The organism is Duganella sp. 3397, from assembly GCF_031456625.1.
GTDB lineage: Bacteria > Pseudomonadota > Gammaproteobacteria > Burkholderiales > Burkholderiaceae_D > Rugamonas > Rugamonas phyllosphaerae.
This window is the reverse complement of record NZ_JAVDVB010000001.1, coordinates 528,939-544,102: the sequence shown is the minus strand read 5'-3', so window position 1 is coordinate 544,102 and position 15,164 is coordinate 528,939. Positions and strand designations below refer to the sequence as shown.

The 15,164-nt window shown below is 59.6% G+C and carries 22 protein-coding genes and 1 tRNA gene; 8 read left to right on the top strand and 15 right to left on the bottom strand.

What is annotated here, in order from left to right; all coding sequences use genetic code 11:
- Nucleotides 1-15: 15 nt before the first annotated feature.
- The 4 genes from J2X54_RS02375 (at nt 16) to J2X54_RS02360 (ending at nt 2,101) form a co-directional block, all read left to right on the top strand.
- The gene (locus J2X54_RS02375) at nt 16-522 is read left to right on the top strand and encodes a ClpXP protease specificity-enhancing factor (protein ID WP_070246618.1); all 507 of its coding nucleotides are present in this window, start codon (nt 16-18) and stop codon (nt 520-522) included.
- A 26-nt stretch (nt 523-548) separates the two neighbouring features.
- A tRNA-Thr gene (locus tag J2X54_RS02370) sits at nt 549-624 on the top strand.
- Between the two features lie 126 nt (nt 625-750).
- On the top strand, nt 751-1,347 hold the full coding sequence (locus J2X54_RS02365) for an NYN domain-containing protein (protein WP_310177306.1): 597 nt from the start codon (nt 751-753) through the stop codon (nt 1,345-1,347).
- Nucleotides 1,348-1,579: 232 nt separating this feature from the next.
- Nucleotides 1,580-2,101 (top strand): hypothetical protein, encoded by a 522-nt coding sequence (locus J2X54_RS02360; protein WP_310177304.1) that lies wholly within the window; start codon nt 1,580-1,582, stop codon nt 2,099-2,101.
- Here the strand turns inward: J2X54_RS02360 and J2X54_RS02355 are convergent.
- Complete coding sequence (locus tag J2X54_RS02355; protein WP_310177302.1) at nt 2,098-2,667, bottom strand: recombinase family protein; 570 nt, start codon at nt 2,665-2,667, stop codon at nt 2,098-2,100. The genes J2X54_RS02360 and J2X54_RS02355 overlap by 4 nt on opposite strands.
- Nucleotides 2,668-2,874: 207 nt before the next feature.
- Here J2X54_RS02355 and J2X54_RS02350 point away from each other — a divergent pair, with 207 nt between their 5' ends.
- Together J2X54_RS02350 and J2X54_RS02345 are read left to right on the top strand one after the other, a co-directional pair.
- Nucleotides 2,875-3,336 carry a hypothetical protein gene (locus J2X54_RS02350; protein WP_310177300.1) on the top strand — a complete coding sequence of 154 codons (462 nt, stop codon included), beginning with the start codon at nt 2,875-2,877 and terminating at the stop codon, nt 3,334-3,336.
- 232 nt (nt 3,337-3,568) lie between these two features.
- Complete coding sequence (locus J2X54_RS02345) at nt 3,569-3,883, top strand: hypothetical protein (RefSeq protein ID WP_310177298.1); 315 nt, start codon at nt 3,569-3,571, stop codon at nt 3,881-3,883.
- A 76-nt stretch (nt 3,884-3,959) separates the two neighbouring features.
- On the opposite strand, the gene J2X54_RS02340 is transcribed toward J2X54_RS02345, so the two are convergent.
- The 6 genes from J2X54_RS02340 to J2X54_RS02315 are packed head-to-tail and all read right to left on the bottom strand — an operon-like array spanning nt 3,960 to nt 6,831.
- Complete coding sequence (locus J2X54_RS02340) at nt 3,960-5,135, bottom strand: AAA family ATPase (protein ID WP_310177297.1); 1,176 nt, start codon at nt 5,133-5,135, stop codon at nt 3,960-3,962.
- Nucleotides 5,132-5,449, bottom strand: a complete 318-nt coding sequence (locus J2X54_RS02335) for a hypothetical protein (RefSeq protein ID WP_310177295.1) — start codon at nt 5,447-5,449, stop codon at nt 5,132-5,134. The genes J2X54_RS02340 and J2X54_RS02335 overlap by 4 nt, the downstream gene beginning before the upstream one ends.
- Nucleotides 5,446-5,985 (bottom strand): hypothetical protein, encoded by a 540-nt coding sequence (locus J2X54_RS02330; protein ID WP_310177292.1) that lies wholly within the window; start codon nt 5,983-5,985, stop codon nt 5,446-5,448. The genes J2X54_RS02335 and J2X54_RS02330 overlap by 4 nt, the downstream gene beginning before the upstream one ends.
- Nucleotides 5,982-6,206 carry a hypothetical protein gene (locus J2X54_RS02325; protein WP_310177290.1) on the bottom strand — a complete coding sequence of 75 codons (225 nt, stop codon included), beginning with the start codon at nt 6,204-6,206 and terminating at the stop codon, nt 5,982-5,984. Before J2X54_RS02325 ends, J2X54_RS02330 begins: the two co-directional genes overlap by 4 nt.
- Nucleotides 6,203-6,631: a hypothetical protein gene (locus J2X54_RS02320; protein ID WP_310177288.1), complete on the bottom strand. Its 429-nt coding sequence runs from the start codon at nt 6,629-6,631 to the stop codon at nt 6,203-6,205. Before J2X54_RS02320 ends, J2X54_RS02325 begins: the two co-directional genes overlap by 4 nt.
- Nucleotides 6,628-6,831, bottom strand: a complete 204-nt coding sequence (locus J2X54_RS02315; RefSeq protein WP_310177286.1) for a hypothetical protein — start codon at nt 6,829-6,831, stop codon at nt 6,628-6,630. The genes J2X54_RS02320 and J2X54_RS02315 overlap by 4 nt, the downstream gene beginning before the upstream one ends.
- Nucleotides 6,832-7,198: 367 nt before the next feature.
- Here J2X54_RS02315 and J2X54_RS25715 point away from each other — a divergent pair, with 367 nt between their 5' ends.
- On the top strand, nt 7,199-7,801 hold the full coding sequence (locus tag J2X54_RS25715) for a DUF4145 domain-containing protein (RefSeq protein ID WP_404990875.1): 603 nt from the start codon (nt 7,199-7,201) through the stop codon (nt 7,799-7,801).
- Nucleotides 7,802-7,930: 129 nt separating this feature from the next.
- Nucleotides 7,931-8,146 carry a hypothetical protein gene (locus J2X54_RS02310; RefSeq protein WP_310177284.1) on the top strand — a complete coding sequence of 72 codons (216 nt, stop codon included), beginning with the start codon at nt 7,931-7,933 and terminating at the stop codon, nt 8,144-8,146.
- Between the two features lie 1,026 nt (nt 8,147-9,172).
- On the opposite strand, the gene J2X54_RS02305 is transcribed toward J2X54_RS02310, so the two are convergent.
- The 8 genes from J2X54_RS02305 to J2X54_RS02270 form a co-directional block, all read right to left on the bottom strand.
- Nucleotides 9,173-9,409: a hypothetical protein gene (locus J2X54_RS02305; protein ID WP_310177282.1), complete on the bottom strand. Its 237-nt coding sequence runs from the start codon at nt 9,407-9,409 to the stop codon at nt 9,173-9,175.
- Between the two features lie 279 nt (nt 9,410-9,688).
- Complete coding sequence (locus tag J2X54_RS02300) at nt 9,689-9,922, bottom strand: hypothetical protein (protein WP_310177281.1); 234 nt, start codon at nt 9,920-9,922, stop codon at nt 9,689-9,691.
- Between the two features lie 443 nt (nt 9,923-10,365).
- Nucleotides 10,366-10,731 (bottom strand): DUF2280 domain-containing protein, encoded by a 366-nt coding sequence (locus tag J2X54_RS02295; RefSeq protein ID WP_310177279.1) that lies wholly within the window; start codon nt 10,729-10,731, stop codon nt 10,366-10,368.
- Nucleotides 10,732-10,768: 37 nt separating this feature from the next.
- Nucleotides 10,769-11,071 (bottom strand): hypothetical protein, encoded by a 303-nt coding sequence (locus J2X54_RS02290; RefSeq protein ID WP_310177277.1) that lies wholly within the window; start codon nt 11,069-11,071, stop codon nt 10,769-10,771.
- A 114-nt stretch (nt 11,072-11,185) separates the two neighbouring features.
- Entirely contained in the window at nt 11,186-11,806 is a 621-nt protein-coding gene (locus J2X54_RS02285) for a DUF6651 domain-containing protein (RefSeq protein WP_310177275.1), read from the bottom strand.
- On the bottom strand, nt 11,803-13,509 hold the full coding sequence (locus J2X54_RS02280) for a plasmid recombination protein (protein ID WP_310177273.1): 1,707 nt from the start codon (nt 13,507-13,509) through the stop codon (nt 11,803-11,805). Before J2X54_RS02280 ends, J2X54_RS02285 begins: the two co-directional genes overlap by 4 nt.
- A gap of 109 nt (nt 13,510-13,618) precedes the next feature.
- Entirely contained in the window at nt 13,619-13,849 is a 231-nt protein-coding gene (locus J2X54_RS02275) for a hypothetical protein (RefSeq protein ID WP_310177271.1), read from the bottom strand.
- A 510-nt stretch (nt 13,850-14,359) separates the two neighbouring features.
- Nucleotides 14,360-15,106, bottom strand: coding sequence for a hypothetical protein (locus tag J2X54_RS02270; RefSeq protein WP_310177268.1), 747 nt, complete (start codon nt 15,104-15,106; stop codon nt 14,360-14,362).
- Nucleotides 15,107-15,164: the final 58 nt, after the last annotated feature.

Sequence of the window (15,164 nt, the reverse complement as noted above, 5' to 3'; positions counted from 1 at the left end):
GTAGTCTGGAAGACCATGTCCGAAATCTCTACCAAGCCATACATGCTGCGCGCCATCTACGAATGGTGCACCGATAGCGGCTATACGCCCTACCTGGCCGTCAAGGTCGACGCTTCGACCACGGTCCCGATGGAATACGTGAAAAAAGGCGAAATCGTCCTCAACATCAGCTTCGGCGCCACGTCCGGCCTGAAAATGGACAATGACGCCATCCGCTTCCACGCCCGCTTCGGCGGCGTCTCTCGCGAAATCTACGTGCCGGTCAACAACGTGATGGCGATCTACGCCAACGAAAACGGCCAGGGTATGGCGTTCGAGCCACAACTGGGCGGCGAAGCTGGCGCAGGTCAGTCGTCGCCAGTGGTGGACGAGCCGGCCGCACCGGTACTCGCGTCCGTGCCGTCGATCGCCCCGGCGCCAGCGCCGGTGTCGACCGCCAAACCGGACACCGAAACGTCGCCCGACGACGACAACGAACCGCCACGCAAGGGCGGCCGCCCGACCCTGACGCGGATTAAATAGCGTATAATCTGCCCCGTACAAGTTTCGCCGACTTAGCTCATTTGGTAGAGCAGTTGATTTGTAATCATCAGGTGGCCAGTTCGAAACCGGCAGTCGGCACCAGAATTTAGTAAGAAAATCAAAGGGTTACATGCTTCGGCTTGTGACCCTTTTTTGTTTTACTGTTGCTTGGTTTTCGCCATGTAGGCACTGTGTAGGTTTTATGAGGAGGTGAGCGTGGGCCGAGTTATGGCATTTATCGACGGAGAGAATTTGCTCAACCGTTTTGAGGCGATGAAGCAGTCAGGACTTGTAGTGCGAGACTACACGCCTCCTAATAATCATCTGGAGCCTATTCGACATGAACCAAGCAAATTTGTATGGTCCCCATACACTGTGTCGGGGCTCTATATGGGTGACGTGCTCGAACGCGTAACTTACTACTCCACATTCACGGGCGACACCCCAGCTCTTGAAGCTCTTAATTCATCGATAAGTGCATGCCGAACTCGCGAAGTTCCGTTTGCCAGCAGCGGTCAGCACGTGCTTCGAGTATTGCCAAAGCTTTTCAAGAAAGAAGCACGTAAGACGAAAACAAAATCCGTCGACATCAGTATTTGTGTTGATGTTATGGAGTATGTGAAAAACGACGCCTTGGATGCTGTATATCTGGTGTCCGGTGACGTCGACTATCGTCCTCTTATTGAGGCTGTGATGCGAGCAGGAAAACGGGCTTATGTAGCATCGCTTTCCAGCGGGAAAAGCACCGGCTACATCGAGGTACCGGACCGACATGTCAACTTGGACAGTTATTATTTTATGGGAATGCCTAACCCATCCTTTTGAACACCTCGCGCAGAGGACAAATTTTCAAAAAAGTTCCGGCCCCGTGCCTGGTGAAAGCGGGGCACTTCGGCGCTCTGTTCAATCGGCGGCGCCTTCGACTTGTGCCAAACACTGCCACGAAGACTGCCATTTTCCCCGAAGACCGCCACACTAGTTAGTAGCGGCATTCGCTATTCTGTGGCGTCTTCGGCAAAAACCATGCCATCCAACCTTAATGCTCGCCGGAGGTAGTATGAAAAAGGTCGTTTTGATAGGTACAGACCACAGCTACCAATGTGGCACGCGAGGTGGGAGAGCTGCGGCTGACTTTCGTGATGCTCTAAGGTCGCTAGCCGTTGCAGAATCGGCCAAGGCGATTGCGGAAGAGATGTGCCAAGGAGGGCTAATTGAATACGGAGTATCCGAAACCTTAGGCGCTGAGATTTGCAGAGAACTAGGTATAACATCACGGCTGTGTGATGAGATACCAGGTGGGCGGGAAGCACTACCGCTCTATAAAGGGGTACTCTTCGAATTTGTATGTGGCGGAGGCATGTCTGCCCAAGATGTTTTCCAAGCAAACCAAAACGCAAAGTTTGAATTTAGGCAACGAGCTAGAGAGCAATTCTGGTTGACCGAGATTTTACAACTCAACATGTGGCCACTTATATTTATTTGTGGTGCTGACCACTATTCATATTTGGACAGAATTTTTTCTGATAACCACTTAACGGTCGTACCTGGTCACTTGGATTGGAAACCAAATTGCCCCTAAGCATTCGGTTTGAGAACGCCAAGGATATTAGCGCGTGAAACCTGATATGTACGAGCCAAAGCACTTATGCTCTCGCCCAGTTCATACTTGGCGATGATTTCAGCGCGCTGGTCGGCGGTGGTTTTCGACGGTCGGCCCAGCGTCTTGCCTTCGCTCTTGGCCCGGGCTAGGCCGGCTTGCGTGCGCTCTACCAGCAAATCGCGTTCCATCTCCGCCATAGCTGCCAACATGGTCATCATCATCTTGCCAGCTGGCGAGGTCAGGTCAAGCTTACCCAGCTGCAAGACGATGACGGCAATCTTGCGGGCGGCCAGCAGCTTGACCGTGGCGCCGACGTCCTGCGCGTCGCGGCCCAGGCGGTCCAGCTTCGCCACCACCAGGGTTTCGCCATTGCGAATCTGACCGAGCAGGGCGGCAAACTGCGGGCGCTGGGTGGCGCTTGTCTTGCCGCTGATGGTATCAGCAAACCAGAAATCCACTTGGTGGCCAGCGGCTTGAATCTCGATGCGCTGGTTGTCGGCGCTCTGTTCGGTAGTGCTGACGCGTCCGTATGCGAAAGTTGCCATGGTATCCCTCCGGTTAGGACTGTTAGAAAACACTGTTAGAATATCTTGACCTGTTAGAAATAGCAAGCCCTATCTTTCCAACATGGATATAACTTCCCTTTCATACCTGTTAGAAATCGTTCGTTTTCTAACAGGGAGGCTATTGCACTTGAGCAAATTCGCTAAGCTTGTCATACTATTAACGACAATATCATTATGGAGAAGTGCATGAAGTTTGACGGAGCAAAAGCCGAGCTTTACAAGGCTCATCAAACCGGCTTGGAGAAGTACACATATTTTCTTTTGGCGGCCGCCGGAGCAGCAATAGGTTTTGCAGTCCAGAAAACAGAAGGGCTTCGTCTTACGTGGTGGTTGTTGCCAGTAGCATTGGCTACCCTAACTTGGGCGCTCAGCTTCGTATGTGGATGCAAGAACATCAGCTACACCAATGTCACACTCAATTCCAATATGGAACTCATCGACTTGCAGAATGGACATCACCCGGTTCCGGGTATTCCTCATGACGTCCTGGTCCAATTGACGCGAGAGAAAACCCATAAGCATGCTGATAGGGCACATTCCTATGGGGTATGGCAGTTTCGCTTTCTGATACTTGGAGCAGCCTTTTTCATCGCTTGGCGGGTGGTTGAAATGGCACGGCTAACGTTATGCGTTCAGCCCGGGAACTAGGCTACGCGTTCCCTTGAACCCGACGCGCCGCCGGCCTGGGCGCGACTACCGCTCGAAGACGCTTACTTTTCCAGTGACTGAACTGCCATGGTTTCCCACAGGCTATTGCCCTTGCGGTATATCCCCATTAAGCTGATTATCAAGTTCGCAACGAAAGACATTTTGTCTTCGATATCGGCTTGCTGGAAACAGCAACGGCTCGGCACGTTGAATTGCCGAAAGGGGAAGTGGCATGAAAAAAATATTGATGGTGTTGGCGCTGTTCGTCAGCTATGGCGCGGTTGCGCAAGTCTCAGTGCATGGCTACACGAAAAAAGATGGGACATACGTCCAGCCACACCAGCGAACTGCGCCCGATAGTACGATTAACAACAACTACAGCACGAAGGGCAACGTCAATCCCTACACCGGCAAAGCGGGAACAGTCGAGCCTACCTCGACGCCTACACCATCCACTTGGGCGCAGCCGTCTGCCCCAACTTCGGCGCCAAAAAACTCCGGCTACGGTACCAAGCCTGCCTGCAACTCCAGCTATCAGACCTGCTAAGTCGTCGAAGAGAGCACGAAGGGAGCGAAGGGAGCGCAGAAAAAACAGTGCTCCCTTCGCTCCCTTCGTGCTCCCTTCAAGCCTCGATTTCTGATAGGCACCATATCCAGGCGCCGCCCATACTGAGCTTTTTGGCCTCGATGCCGAGTGATTTTTTGAGCCGCTTGGCTGCGTCCCATGAGTGCCCCGCATCGCGCACCTCGGCCTGCAACGCACGCGTGGCCATTTTGCCGCCGGCCTCGCGCAGTGTGTCAACCAGCATGCGCTCTAGGTCTTGCCGAGCATCGCCATCCTCCCCGCTGTCGTCGTGCTCAACGTCTCCAAGGATTTCCCGCGCCGTGCCCTCGATGGCACCAGCCCATACCGCATGCGTCGCCTCGATGCCGCCGGCGATGGTCGCCAGCTCGAGCGAATAGGCGACGCCGCCATCGTCCGGGGCGATGTTCGACTTGGCGCGGGCCATCACGCGCCGGTTGCTACCTTCCTCCTTCGCCGTCACAAGCACCATACGCGCCAGGGCGCCGAAGGCCTGCGAACCAATCACGCGGTCCTGCGGCGACTTGCCGGCGCCGCCCTTGGCGAAGTGCGTGATGCCGATGACCGCGCAGCCGTGGGCGTCGGCGAAGTCCACCACCGCCTGCAGACTGCGGCGCACATCGTTGGCGCGGTGCATATCGCCAGCTACAGCCGACACGATGGGGTCTATCAGCAGCAGGCTCACTCCGCCGATGGCCTCGGCCGCGCGGCGAAGGTCGGGAATGTCCTGCGATGGGTCGAACGGCACGCTTTCGCCGTCCTGGGCGATGCCCTCGATGAAATGGCAGCGCGCCAGGTCGGCGCCAGAAGCAATCAGGCGCGGCACCAGCGTATCGTCGGCCACGTCCTCGCTCGACCATATCAGCACGTTGCCGCCACCGGCGCACTCGCTGCCGTCCGGCCAGCGCCCGCCAGCGGTCACGACGGCCGCCAGCGCGAGGGCCAGCGTGGTCTTGCCGGTGCCGGCGGCGCCGGCCAGGATGGTCAGCTTCCCCGCCGGCACCCAGCCGGGCCACAGCCAGGTGATGGGCAGCGGCTTAATGTCGGCGCCGCACCGGATTTTTACCACCCGCTCACCGCGCTGCATGCCTCGGTCGAAGTGGCGTGGCGTCTCTCCCTTACGCTCGAGCTCAAGGCGCGCGGCGCGGGCGGTGTCGTCTTCCTTGCCCAGCGTGAAGCCGGCCATCTGGCCATCGGTATGTTTGTCGGCCATCATGATTCCGCCAGCTTGAGGAAGGCCGTGCGGTTGTGGTCGCCATCCACCAGTAGCAGCCGGCGCGGCCGGGCCTGATACAGCCGGTCGGACAGCGTGCGCAGCGCGCCGTACCTGGTCAGGTTCCCCGGGAATATCAGCACCACGTCCAGGCCCGCCACGGCACGGCACTCGAATGCGGTTGGCAGGTTGGCCGGGTCGATTTGGATGGCATTGCGCTTGGGCGGCAGCATGCCCACGCCCAGCCACAGCACACCGCCCACCGGAGCCAGCCCGTATTCGGCGCGGATGCGCGCCAGCTCAGCGAGCGTCGTCATGGCTTGCCTCCCAGCTTGTACCCGTCGATGATGCCCTGCACGATGCGCTGCAGCTTATCCAGATGACCGTCCATATCAGCAAGGCAAGCGGCCGGGTCGCGCACCACCAGGAGCAAGCTCGGGTCGGGCTCGCCCACGTCCACGCAGACGTTGACCGGCTGGCGCGCTGCTGGTTGGCCTGGCGCGCGGGCGGCGGCTTCCTCTACAGCGGCAACCAGTTCCGGGCGCACCTTGGCGAACAACTCCACCACGGTCAGGCGGCTGGGCAGCAGACGGTCAACCTGGCAATGCACTTCAACCCGGTCGCCCACCCACTCGACGCTGTTTTGCACACGCAGGAGCTCAGGCCCACGGCGCGCCATGACGATGCGGATTTCGCCTGCCCACTGCGAATCTCCCACGGCCAGGCGCTCGGCCATGATGCGACTGGCATCCGCGACGCTCACGCCCAGCAGCAGTGCGAACCCACTCTCGTTGAAGACGTCGAACAGGGTTTCGCCGGTGTTCGGGTCCAGTGCCATTTGCGGGCGGTTCATTTGGCACCTCGGTCATCGGCCACCAGCTTGATGCGGCCGGGCGGCGCCGGCGGCGGCTCAACTGGGAACATCTTGGCGACCATGTTGGCGTAGTCGATGATGTCGGTGCGCCAGTACGGCACCGTAGCACGGTAGCGCTGCAGCAGCTTACTTTCGTCGGCGGTCAGCACCAGCGGCACCAGCGCCAGGGCGGCGGCTTCTTCTCTGGTCGGCGTCTTCATGCGGCACCGCCTTCCACCACCAGGGCGACGATGTTATCGGCAGCCTCGCGCATCAGCGCCACGGCGCGGGCCGTGCAGGTGGCAAAGCAGTTGATGGCGGCCACCTCCGGCGACGTGTCGTCCACCGGGTCCAGCTTGTCGAACAGGGCTTGCAGCAGGATGTCGGCATGGTCGGCCTGGGAGAGGATATCGACTGCCTGCTGCTCGATGCGGAGCCGCTGCGCGCTGGCGCTGGCCGGCGCCGCTGCCGCTGCGATGACGGCCGCGCGCTCATGGTGCCGCGTCATGCCCTCGCCGGCTACTCCGTCCGCCTCGAGCTTGGCGCCTACGCGCGCTTGCTGGTGGACCGTCATGGCGTTGAGCATGGTCTTGATGATGTGGTCGGCTTGGCGCAGCTCGGCTAGCAGGGAGGTAGTTGCGCTCATTTGGCACCTCGCACCAGGGTGGCCAGTTCCCCCGCGAGTTCGTCAGCGAGGCGTGTCGTGGTTTCAAGCGTGGCGCGCTGGTCGGCGGCGGGCAGCAGGTGGACGGCAGAAAGCAGGTTGGCGACGGCCTTGGCCTGCCAGCGCAGATGATTGATAGTGTCGCGGGTGTTTTGTTCGGGCGTGAGGGTGCTATTGACCATGGTGGGCCTCTGTAGGTTCGTGAGCAAACCCGTTCCTATCGCCAAATAGGGAGACGGGCACTGGACGGGGTTGGCGAACCGGAACCTACAGCCACCGGCATGCCCGAAGGCATCCCCGCCCAGGCCCGTCATAGAAGGCGTGCAGAGGCAGTACGGACGAAAAAAAGCCGCTATAGAGCGGTTGTCCGCTGTAGGTAATTCCGAGTCGCCAAACCCGCTCCCCTTTTTCTCGGGGCTTTTTTAGGATAGGCGCGTTGCGGTAAACCGTCAAGGCGTTTCGTCCGACAGTAGTTTACCAGCGACAAGCTCAAGTTGCATTAAAATAAATGCTGTTTGCTTTTGGAACCTGACAAGGAAAGAATCAGCCATGCCCACCCTATCAAACAATCTAATTCTCGCGAGATGCCCGCACTGCGCGGTTGCTAACCCAAATCTGACGCTGCTGCACAGGGTAGAGACTAAAGACCATGCAAGCCAGAATGCCCGGTGGTGGGGACTATATAGCTGCGCTCGTTGCGGCGGCGCTGCTGTTGCTAGCGCGACTAAACCAGGTGTAGAGGTGGACAAAATCTTTCCGTCCTCGACAGTACTCCCGCAGGCTATCCCACTTCGGCCAAGAGAATATTTGCAACAAGCACACGACAGCTTGCATGCCCCAGCTGGGGCGGTGATGTTAGCAGCGAGCGCAGTGGACTCAATGCTAAAAGCTAAGAATTATGCTGACGGAAGTTTATACACTCGAATAGAAAAAGCGGTAACTGAGCACCTCCTCACTGAAGACATGGGCAAATGGGCACATGCCGTCCGGCTAGATGCGAACGACCAGCGGCACGCTGACGATGCTGCGGACCTGCCGACTGAAGCGGATGCGCGGCGCGTATTAGACTTTGCGCGCACCTTGGCAGAAGTGTTGTTCGTGCTGCCAAGTCGGATTGAGCGGGGGTTGAAGGCGGAGCCGCCCGCTGCGTAGCCGCGCGAGCATACCGCAGGCCTGCTTGATGCGTGCACGGTTCGTGCAGCAGGCGAGCTGGCGCGGCGCCTTGGCCGGATGTTATGCTTTATCAATTCCTCCCCCTACGCCGTTGAATAGGAACTTGTCATGACCGAACAAGAGTTGCGAGAGCGTTTAGATTCCATGGATGGAATACAAAAAGCTCAGATGCTCGTGCTGCGCCAGCTGCTGCGCGAAAATGCCACGTTGAAGACGAAGGTAAAGCAATACGCTGAGCAGCTCGATGACAATCCCCTCAGCTCGGGGCTGTCTACTGCCCAGCTAGACGGTATGAAATCGCACCTGCTCGGTCTCTCCGACTAAGCAATTGAAGGACCAGAATAGGTCACCTATGTTCCCACGCGTTTTATATTTGGATGACCAGCGGTCATTGGAGCTGAACTGGTTTGGCATGGGCGCGCTTCAAATGCGGCGCAGGGTGGGCGGCCTACGCCGCGCCCACCCGGTGCAAAAGCAGGTGTTCCTACGAGTGGTCCAGTCCTTCGAAAATGCTGGCCAGCCTATAAGCCCCTCGAACCCAAAATGCGCTAAATTAATGGGCGATTTTGCCGAGTTGTTAGAACACCCGCCCACTAGTTTAATGTGGAAAACAATGTTCGCGGCTGACCTTGATGAGGTTGGCCGAGATTATGCGCGCGACTGAGCCCACCGGCTACATACCGGAAAATCGCGTTTGCAAATGTCGCGCCAGCCAAATGCCGTCCCGGCCGGTATTTGCACGTTACCGATGTTCACTCGCAAACTACCCAGCTTCCGGGTGATTTCCAGCGCCAGCGCAACAACCGTTCAACGCCTGTTCAACATCCGTTCAACCTCCGTTGAAACCGGTACGCAAAGGCCCATGGAAGGGGCTTGCAAGGGGCTTCGAAGGCTTCGGGCTACGGTTCTCGAAAGGCTTCGGCAAAGGGTATCGAAAGGGTTCCGGTAACTGTTCGCGAACCGTTGCAGGCGTTGCAGGTGCCGTTACAGGTCGAGAGGGGCGAGGCTTTCCACCAGGCGCGACGCGTGGCCGAAGCGCCGGCTTCTATCTCTGCATGGGCGCAGAATTGTGCCGAAGGCCCACGGCCATACAACATCGCCTGAAAACGAATGATATGTGGTGGGCGATATGGAATTTCCCATACCGGGATGGTCGCAAATACGGGATTTCCCCGGATTTGGACCGGTGCAGAGCAATGTGGGATCTTCCCACTTCGGAGCGAAGCAGGATTTCCTGCATCGGTGAGGTGCATCCAGAACTGGATGGATACGGCCTTGTGGGGGCGTCTCAGAATTCGGGAATAAAGCAAGACAAGCCGAATGCTCTCTGTGATGCCCCCTCCTTTGACTTCACCAGAGCTTCCTTGCACTTGCGACTTGTTTCGCAATATGGTCTTGTTGCATGCCCGGCGCAGTGAAATTTTTATAAACATGCCAGACGACTTCTTTCTCGAAATCCTCGAACGATGCTCCTTCTGCCTTCGCAGCCGCAATTGCATCTTTAGCGTGCGCCTCATCAGAGGAATGGCCAGCGAAAATGACATCTTGACTACCGAATCCGCCTGCGACTTTTTGTTTCCAAGGCATTTTTCTCTCCAAATATTGAATAAACAAGCTTTCAGTGTAAAGCATAATTCAACGAGACTTCAGGCACTCCATCTACATCGCGTCCGATTGGGCCCTTTTTGGCCTTGTCTGGCAATCTATGTTCGGCTTCTCAGACTTCAGCGTGACACGCTAGCCACTAGCATGCTTTATTTTCCAAATTCTGAGCCTCCCCCTCTTCAGTCCGAGAAGACTTTCTCAAGCTGAGGGAGTAGCGCCGGCCAGCAGCGGTGGCGATGGCTCGAATATTTGGGCCATCGCCTACTTGGCGCGCCGGCGGCCGGTCAGGCGCTGCACCTTTGCCAGCGCCTCCGCCAGCTCGACTTGAGCAGCAGCGAGGCGGTGAGCCCGGCCGGCATCACCGCCTTGGTCCGCATTGCGTGCGGCCTTCGCCCTGCCGGCGGCCGTGCGCGGACCGGTGGCCGCCTGCCACGGCTTCCATCGTACTATCAGGGCGGCCTGCTTCGCGCGCGCGGCGTCGGTCCACCTAGGCATACTCCCTCCTTTTGAAAAGTTCGTTTTGGTGCGCAACAGGTCGCAATTGCGCGCCTATCGTTTCGAAACATGCGGCACTGGTTTCCCCCAAGCCCGCATGAATGCTAAGTCTCCGACGTAGTGAGTGCTTCAAAACTGCGCACTTTGGAGGTACGCCCACCAGCTCTGATTCTGGCAGCACTGGCCGAGTCGAGTTTTTTTTGCGTGCGAAACCTAATTCGGCTAAAACATGGCCAGTTTTTTTCCTATACGTATTTCTACCGTTCGCGGGACTTATAGGAATACAACATGCAAAAGCTCACTCTCACCCTCACGGCTGTCGTTATCTCGTCCGCCCTCGTTGGCTGCGCCACGATGCCCATCCGCCCCTGCAAGCAAAGCGAAATCCCGCACGCGGCAGTCATGCGCGATTTCTCCGTTCGTCAGTCTGAGGGCGGAGACGCTCATTTCGTTTCGGCGCCCACTTCCCGGGCCGCCTGCTCAATGATGCGCAGCGCCAGGGTATAGTTGCCCATCTCCTCGGCGCGCGCGGCCACCCGGTCCAGCATACGGAGGCGGTACGCCTGGCAGGCGATGGGGATGTCGTCCAGCTCGGCCAGCAGCCTCGCCCGCGTCTCGTAGAACATAATCCGCCACCGGGCGCCCAGCCTGGCGCCGGCGCGCCGCTCAGGGTGCCACGCCTCGATGCGCTGCCGCGTCAGGACCAGGCCGAATTGCGCCTTTACGGCGGTGGCCACCTGCTCGGGGGTGTCAAAGCACGCCAGGGCAGCAACGATATAGGCGCTTACGTGTCCAGGGAGTGCGGCCATGGCTCATTTCCGTCAAGGTGGGTCAAACTAAAATCGCTCACACGGCCGCCAGCAGGGTCATGGCGCCGTCCAGGTCGATGACGTCGGCCACGTCCAGCTGTTCACGCTGGCGGGCACAGGCCTTGGCCAATTCGCGCAGGGCGGCCAGCTCGCGGAGCTTGAGCTCGGTCAATTGGCGGCCGGCCTCGCTCTGCTGCACGGACCGCTGCAAGCTCCATCCATCTTCCCCGCCGGCCTTGAGTTGGGCGTCGAGCCGGCGCTTTTCTCGCCCCACGGCGAGGCGGCGTGCGTGGGCGGTGTGCCAAAGCAGCGCGGCGTTTATCAATTCTCGGTCGTTCATAGTCATCTCCGTTTACCCAGCAGTGCCGCAAATCGCGCCGTGGTGACGCGAACGGCGCGGCCTTGGTGGTTGAGGTCGGCCCGCTCAGGAAAACGCCTCAGCGGGCCGATTTGCTTAATCCACCAGCTTGCCGCCCGATTTGAAGAATGCGGCAGCCTGCTGCGGTGGGGTCGAATCGAACTCTGCACGGGTCATCGTCTTGCTGCCGGCTGGCTGACTTGCTGGCGCAGCGGCCGGGCCAGCAGCAACATCGCCTACCCGGCCACCATCCTTGAGGAACTGGGCACGGCCGACCGGCGGCAGCGCGTCGAACTGCACCCGGGTGATGGTGCTGCCCTTTCCCTGCTGCTGGCCTGGCTCTTGGGCGGACGCGGGCGTATCGGACTCCTTGAGGAGCATGCTTTTATTCGGGTATCGGTCGATGAGCTGGCCCAGCGCTTCGTCAAACGTCGCCACTTCCCCAGGCCGGCTGCTGGAATATTCCTTGATGCCGTGCTTATCCAGGGCTACCAGCTTGCCGCCTTGGATGTCGAAATGGCTGCCGAATGACGCGGCGATGATGTCGGCCGGGAGCTTCAAGCGCGACATCACAGGCGACGCCTCGAAATGCTTACTCAGTGCCAGCTTGAAGGCGGCGGCGCCATCGATTTCCCGCTCGGTGCCGTTGTCCATCACGTAGACGGGCGCGCCGTTGCGAACGACAGCCGAGCCGTCTTTGTTCAGTTTCAGTTTCATGATGTTGCCTTTCTGGTTTCGTGTACCCGGTACCGCCGGGCCGGTTGTTGGTGGTGCTGCTGGGCGCCGCATGGCGGGCCGGTGGCCGGCACGAATTCACCGCGGTCACTGCACCAGCTCGCGGCAAGGTGGTCACCGTCGCGCTGCCGCTTGAATTCCCTGCCCACCATCGGCGGTTGGGATGGCCAGGCGCTGCGAGGACTTCCGCCACTGGCGGGTGTTGGCGTCGGCAGGCTGATGCCCCCCGTTTCGGGGTTCTCGGGGATTTCCGGTTGTGCGGGAACGTGGCCGGGCTGCTCGCCCTCAGCGTTGAGCAGCGAGATGTGAGCAGGTTTGCGCGCATCAGCACCGGCAGGGGTGGGCCCAAACTTGGGCGCACCTGCAGGGATGACTCCACGAATGGATGCATCTTTGCGCGCAAGAATTTCGTCCGCATTCGGCGCGCCGGCGCCGGCCTGGTGCTGGGCGCCGGCAGGGGTGTCAGGAATCTTTCCGGCACCTGCCTGCGCCAAACTGACGGTCTGAACCGATGCGCATGGCAACAGGGTCGCGCTGCTCGGTGGCTGGCGCGACGGCGCGTTACGTTCCTTGGGATGCAGGAGCGCGCCGGGACCGCCGGCTGGCGCTGGCAAGGTATCCAAAACTTTTTGCATCCCTCTGTCGGCCTGCTGGTGGTCGGCATTGGCGCCGGGCTCGCACTGCTCGACCAGGCGAACGAAATCCGTACGGCTGGCTTGCTGGTCGGCGGTGCTGGCCGTGGCCGGCTGTTGCGGCTGCTCGGTGGTTGGATTTGAGGAGGGGGAAGGAGCAACGTCTATACAGAGCATAGACGTTGTCGAATTCTCGCTACCCTGATTGCCTAAATTTTGTGCAATATCTATATGCTTCGTATTCGGTGCAGCGCGGTGGGCGCGCTCAGGCTTACAGGGCGCCGTCATGATGGCCGCAAAGCTCTTGGCCTTCTCCTTGGCGGTGGGCATGGTCAACCCCATCAGCGCCAGCAGCGTGTCCGCCTGGCTGCCGAGGGCGGCGATAAGCGCGTCGCGCAGGCCGGGCTCACACAGGTGCTCAGGGCGAGCGCGTAGCGCATCCAGCACCATCCGCCCGGCTGCGTCCCTGCGCGGCTTGCTGAGCCGTTTCGCGCGCGGCTGGTGCGTCAGGCCGAAGCGCTGCGCCACCTGCTGCTGGAAGTCGGCCAGCATGGCGCGAATCTTGGCAGGACCGCCGGCGAGCGCACCGCCCTGCATGCGCCCGGCTACCAGTGGGAGCAGCAAGATGTGCAGGTGCGGTGCGGCTTCGTCCAGATGGACGGCGGCGCTCAAGATGGGGACGTTGAAATACGCGTCCGCCCACGTCACAGCGGCGGCGAAATATTCGCGGTGGTTGATGGCGGTATCAGCCGGCAAGCTCACGACCAGTTCCAGCGCCATGCACGCGTCGCGGCGGAGCGTGGTCACGCCGGCATTGTCCAGCAGCGCCAGGGCCAGGCCGGCCACCTCGTCGGCGGTTGCCGGGCCGCGCAGCTGGTAATTCAGGTGCATGCGGGCGGGGTTGATGCCGCTGGTCGCACTGGTGCCCAGCTCGGCCTGTATCTCCCGCAGGTTGTGCATGGCCGCCACCCGGACGATGTTCTTGGGCGACGTCACGCCACGCACTGTCCGGGTGTTCAAGCTCTTGAGCCGCAGGTACAGCGAATCGGTCATGCACATCCTCGGCATGCCGCGCAGACAAGCGCCACCAGCACCAGCAGGCCGGGGGGCGGCGGCGGAAGCGGGCGCAGCAACGCGCTGCGCAGGTAGTGGGCGGCCGAAATCATTTGTCGGCCTTGCGGTCGCGCAGGCGTAACCAGGCGTTGATGGCGCGGCGGTCCGCATCATCGAGCGCGTACACGCCGAACCGGACCGGGTTTCCGTCACGGTCAATGCCGGGGGTGCGGTGGCAGGTGGCGCGCAGACCTCGGCGGCGCAGTTCCGCCACCAAGTCCGGGCCGTTGCTGGCGCCGGCGATGTGGTCGATTTCCTCGCGCTTGCGAGGGCGAGTCATCAGCGAATGCAGCACGCGCAGGTGGCGCGGATTATCAGTGCCCGAAAAATGGGCAGTTGGTGTAGAATCGCTGACAGGTTCAGTAGTTGGGAATAGGTCCGGTTCTGCTTGGCGGCGGCCGGACTTTTTCTTTGGGCGGTCGCCCGGTGGCGGGCGGTCCATTACGCTACTCCGCTCAGTGCGTGGGCAACATCAGCAACGGGCCACAGCAGCAGCTTGCCGCGCTTGATGGGACGCACCCCGTAACACTCACCCTTGAGGCAATGGTTTTTCAGCGCAGTCTGCGGCGCGCAGCACATGGCGCGCGCAAATTCTTGGGTGGTAATGTGGTCACGCCCATGTGCGACAGTAGCCAGGGCTGGTGGCAGGTTGATTGGCATCGTTTTCCCTTTCTCGGATTTAACGATGTCGAAATCTACGCATAGCAACCGCCGCAACTGGTTGCCGCAACCTACGGCCTAGTCTCTATGCGGGTTTGAACCCCATTTGCGCAACCAGGCAGCGCAACCACTATTTGCGGTTGCCCCCCATAACGCTGTCGAGCCAACCGGCTTTGGGTACTCCAAATTCCTCGCGTGCCTTAGCAAGGAGCTTGCCTATCATTTGCCTGCTCACCCTATATTTCTTTGCCAATCGTTCATGGGTTACGCCTGGTAGATTTACCTCATATTGAAGCTTAACCAATGCCTCCATATCCCAAGTGTTAGGGGTGCGTGGCAATACCGGGCCTTCCTTGTCGTCTGCTTCTTCTTCGCCCGCGTCGGGCGGGAGGGGGCGCCCTAACAGTCGATACAGTCTGTTTTCGTCCTCATCTGTGAAATCTTCGCTAGGGCGGTGTGAGCCAGAGCTCATAAATACAACTGCTTCACGAAGCTCATCAGACAATATCAACCCAGAGCGTTCCAGCAATAAAACCGCATCGCCTGAATGAATGAAGTCGGCCACGGCTTCTGCCTTCATAGCCATCGTTACACGTCGCCGTAGCGCATCATCACTGGACGCCTGATTTGGTACAGTTGCTACAGCCTCTAGCATTTCCTCTAGTCCCCATGCCCTCAGCTCCGCCAGCTCGACATATCGGAGCGATTGCGCGGCCTCGTCGGGTCGAATGCCGTAGGTCTCATACAGCGTGTCGTGGTCATGCGTCAGCATGTCACGCACAAATAGCGCCGAACCGTGAAGCATGTCCTTCGCGCGGCGGGGGTGACACCATGCCGGCACTGTCGCTGCACCTTGAGATTCGTCGTCGTCAATCATTTGCCACCCCTTCAGGTGTGCGCCTTCATTAAATAGGTGCTGCAACCAGGTCGGTGAA